This is a genomic window from Citrobacter sp. wls757 (genome assembly GCF_005280935.1).
GTDB lineage: Bacteria > Pseudomonadota > Gammaproteobacteria > Enterobacterales > Enterobacteriaceae > Citrobacter > Citrobacter portucalensis.
On the sequence record NZ_SZWU01000054.1, the window covers coordinates 21,890 to 26,101 of the forward strand.

Sequence of the window (4,212 nt, forward strand, 5' to 3'; positions counted from 1 at the left end):
GTGGATTCTGATGGATTACGCCAGTGGTAAGGTGCTGGCGGAAGGTAATGCTGATGAGAAACTGGATCCTGCCAGTCTGACCAAAATCATGACCAGCTATGTGGTTGGGCAGGCGCTGAAGGCCGGAAAAATTAACCTCAACGACATGGTCACCGTGGGCAAAGACGCCTGGGCGACCGGTAATCCAGCCCTGCGCGGTTCGTCGGTCATGTTCCTCAAGCCCGGCGATCAGGTCGCGGTGTCCGATCTGAATAAAGGCGTTATCATTCAGTCAGGTAACGATGCCTGTATTGCACTCGCTGATTACGTTGCCGGCAGTCAGGAATCTTTTATTGGTCTGATGAACGGCTATGCGAAAAAACTGGGGCTGACCAACACGACTTTCCAGACGGTACACGGCCTGGATGCGGCAGGACAGTTCAGTACCGCACGTGATATGGCGTTGCTCGGGAAGGCGTTAATCCACGATGTGCCGGAAGAGTACGCTATTCACAAAGAGAAAGAATTTACCTTCAATAAAATACGTCAACCGAACCGCAACCGTCTGTTGTGGAGCACCAACCTGAACGTGGACGGTATGAAAACCGGGACCACTGCCGGGGCGGGATACAACCTGGTGGCCTCCGCGACCCAGGGTGATATGCGCCTGATCTCCGTGGTGCTGGGAGCAAAAACCGACCGCATTCGTTTCAATGAGTCAGAAAAGCTGCTGACCTGGGGTTTCCGTTTCTTTGAAACCGTTACGCCGATCAAGCCGGATGCGACTTTCGTCACCCAGCGCGTCTGGTTTGGCGATAAGAGTGAAGTGAATTTGGGCGCCGGAGAAGGGGGGTCTGTGACCATTCCGCGTGGCCAGCTCAAAAACCTGAAGGCCAGCTTTACCCTGACTGAACCACAGCTAACTGCACCGCTGAAGAAAGGTCAGGTTGTGGGCACTATCGACTTCCAGTTGAACGGAAAATCCATTGAGCAGCGTCCGTTGATGGTGATGGAAGATGTGGAAGAGGGTGGTTTCTTTAGCCGCATGTGGGACTTTGTGATGATGAAATTCCACCAGTGGTTTGGTGGTTGGTTCTCTTAATCTTATCTACTGCCGGATGGCGCAATCGCCGTCCGGCAGTATCTGTTAGTACTTCAGCGTGATACGTTGTGCTTTAGCGTACTCAACAAATGCCTCGTCAGGACGGCTGTCGCTGATGATGGTATCAAAGCGTTTTAATTCCCCCATCCTCGCAGGTCGCACCTTGCCAAACTTGCTGTGATCGACCACCAAAACGTGATGCTGCGCCATCGACATCGCCCAGTGCTTCACCGGCAGTTCTTCCAGATTAAAACAGGTCGCGCCTTTTTCGATGTGAACACCTGCTGCGGAATAAAAGGCGATATCCGGACAGAGGTTGTTCAGCGTTTCCTGGAAATCGAGTGGTTTAAAAATCGCGTTACTGGCATGGAATTCACCACCACACAGAATGACGCGGCACTGCGGTTTTTCCTGCAGCACCAGAAACGTATTCAACGAGTAGCAGATTGCGGTGAAGGGCAGTTCATTGTCGATCGCTTCAATGATCCACGGCGTGGTCGTACCGCAATCGAAAAAGATGGTCTGATGCGCCTGCACGAGACTCGCCGCCTGCTGGGCAGCGCGACGCTTTTCATCAACCAGACGGGATTTTTGATCGCTGATTAAATAGTGGTTAGCGCTGCGGGGTTCCAGAACAATATAGCCCCCGAGCAGCACGACGGGAGCATCATGATTATTCAGGTCGCGACGAATGGTCATCTCAGATACGCCCAGCAACGTCGCGGCTTCTTTGAGGTGTAATTTATCGCTGCGTTTCAGCGCCTGCAGTAATTGACCAATACGCTCGTCGCGTCGAGTTTCCATAGTTCCCCTGGAGAATAGAATAAGTGCTCAGTTTCGCGCTTAATACTACTCTTTTTACCGCGGGTTAGTCACGTACCCAACCTTTACGGATGGGGAGAGCGAAGCAGGTGCGATAGCACGTCTGCAAGCCGAGGTACAAGGTTGTGCCGAACCGTTGCCAGATCATCTGGGCGCTCAGACAGCCGATCAACCCGGCCAGTAATCCGCCCAGCATATCCATCGGCCAGTGAACGCCAAGGTAAACACGTGACCAGGCAATCGCCACGGCGACAACCATCAGCAGAGCACCCGTCCACAAGCGATGCCAGAACAGGAAGGCCAGAGCAAAGGTAAAGATAACCGTACCGTGGTCGCTCGGGAAAGAGTCATCTGCCGCATGGTGCAGGAAGTTATAACCGATGTGGTTAACGAACGGACGATCGTGGGGGAAAAGATGCCCCATCAGCCAAGAAATCGTCAGACCGACTACCAACGCAATGGCCATTTTGATGACCAACTGGCGCTGGAGCGTAACCTGACCACGAGGTCCCCAAAGCCAGAGCACAACGGCTAACAGCGGCACAATGCTGATCAGATCTTTGGCAATGAAAATGGCGAGCGAAATTGCCCATTGCGCAGAGTCGGGTGTTGCATTGATCAGGTAAAAAAGCGAATTGTTCAGATTTTCCAGCATAACGTCCAGACTCAGTGTAATCGTTAAATAGACCCATTTGGGGAGAGCATAAAATTGCTTTCACGGGATAAAAAGCGGTCTTGTCTTATTTGCCTGTTAAATGACGATTTTTAAGACAATTAATGAGACTTATTGAGCATGATAGCGGTCTCAACTTAAATTAACCTTAAAGCAAAATGTTCTTGAGCAAATGAGTGTAAAAATGTGCGCATTTTGCTTTCAAATCACATAATTCACTATCACCAGTACGGCGCATTTATTACACTTTGCGCGATTTTTCTATAGTTAAGAGATTGCATGCAGAACCGTTTATCTTCAGGCGTCCGTTTGGGGCGTCAGGCATTACTTTTCCCGCTCTGTCTGGTGCTTTACGAATTCTCCACTTATATCGGCAACGATATGATCCAGCCCGGAATGTTGGTGGTGGTGGCGCAATATAACGCCGGATTAGATTGGGTACCTACGTCCATGACCGCCTATCTGGCAGGCGGCATGTTTTTGCAGTGGTTGTTAGGACCGCTGTCGGACCGTATTGGTCGTCGTCCGGTAATGTTAACCGGTGTGATCTGGTTCATCGTTACCTGCCTTGCAACCCTGCTTGCACAGAATATTGAGCAATTTACCTTCCTGCGTTTTTTACAGGGGATAAGCCTGTGCTTTATTGGTGCAGTGGGTTACGCCGCCATTCAGGAATCCTTTGAAGAAGCGGTCTGCATAAAAATTACCGCGCTGATGGCAAACGTGGCGCTGATTGCGCCACTGCTGGGTCCGTTGGTAGGCGCAGCCTGGGTACATGTTCTGCCGTGGGAAGGGATGTTTATCCTGTTTGCTGCTCTGGCGGCCATCTCCTTTTTTGGTCTGCAACGCGCGATGCCAGAAACGGCAACCCGGCTTGGTGAAAAGCTGTCCATTAAAGAGCTGGGCAAGGATTATAAGCTGGTGCTGAGGAACGTGCGCTTCGTTGCAGGCGCACTGGCGTTGGGTTTTGTCAGCCTGCCGTTACTGGCGTGGATTGCGCAGTCCCCGATTATTATCATCAGTGGTGAACATCTCAGCAGCTACGAATATGGTTTGTTGCAGGTGCCGATTTTTGGCGCGTTGATTGCTGGTAACCTGGTGCTGGCGCGTCTGACTTCGCGAAAAACCGTGCGTTCGCTCATTATCATGGGCGGCTGGCCAATCGCCGTTGGCCTGATTATTGCCGCTGCGGCCACGGTGGTGTCATCCCATGCATATCTATGGATGACGGCGGGTTTGAGCATCTATGCGTTTGGCATTGGCGTGGCGAATGCGGGGCTGGTGCGCCTGACGCTGTTTGCCAGCGAAATGAGTAAGGGTACTGTTTCTGCCGCAATGGGTATGTTGCAGATGCTGATTTTTACCGTCGGTATTGAGTTGAGCAAACACGCGTATCTGCTGGGAGGGAACGGCTTGTTCAGCCTGTTCAATCTGGCAAGCGGCGTACTGTGGCTGATTCTGATGGTTATCTTCCTGAAAGATAAACGGGTAGGGAATTCCCGGGAAGGTTAAGGTCCGGATTTCCGCAATCCAGCGCAGATAAGCATAATGACGCCGATAAATTCATCATTATGTTGATAATAGAATCACGCTGTAGGCCGGATAAGCGAAGCGCCATCCGGCGGCCTGTAGCAAA

4 protein-coding genes are annotated in these 4,212 nt (G+C 51.6%); 2 read left to right on the top strand and 2 right to left on the bottom strand.

Features of this window, described 5'->3' with window-relative positions; genetic code table 11:
• Positions 1 to 1,081: serine-type D-Ala-D-Ala carboxypeptidase (dacC, locus tag FDW94_RS14275; RefSeq protein ID WP_137377792.1), on the top strand; the 1,081-nt coding region annotated here is incomplete at its 5' end.
• 45 nt (positions 1,082 to 1,126) lie between these two features.
• On the opposite strand, the gene deoR is transcribed toward dacC, so the two are convergent.
• The gene (gene deoR / locus FDW94_RS14280) at positions 1,127 to 1,885 is read right to left on the bottom strand and encodes a DNA-binding transcriptional repressor DeoR (protein WP_032942805.1); all 759 of its coding nucleotides are present in this window, start codon (positions 1,883 to 1,885) and stop codon (positions 1,127 to 1,129) included.
• A gap of 64 nt (positions 1,886 to 1,949) precedes the next feature.
• Positions 1,950 to 2,558: an undecaprenyl-diphosphate phosphatase gene (ybjG, locus tag FDW94_RS14285; protein ID WP_126956738.1), complete on the bottom strand. Its 609-nt coding sequence runs from the start codon at positions 2,556 to 2,558 to the stop codon at positions 1,950 to 1,952.
• Positions 2,559 to 2,855: 297 nt separating this feature from the next.
• Between ybjG and FDW94_RS14290 the strand changes: the two genes are divergently transcribed.
• Positions 2,856 to 4,088 carry an MFS transporter gene (locus FDW94_RS14290; RefSeq protein WP_137377787.1) on the top strand — a complete coding sequence of 411 codons (1,233 nt, stop codon included), beginning with the start codon at positions 2,856 to 2,858 and terminating at the stop codon, positions 4,086 to 4,088.
• The last annotated feature ends 124 nt before the right edge of the window (positions 4,089 to 4,212 follow it).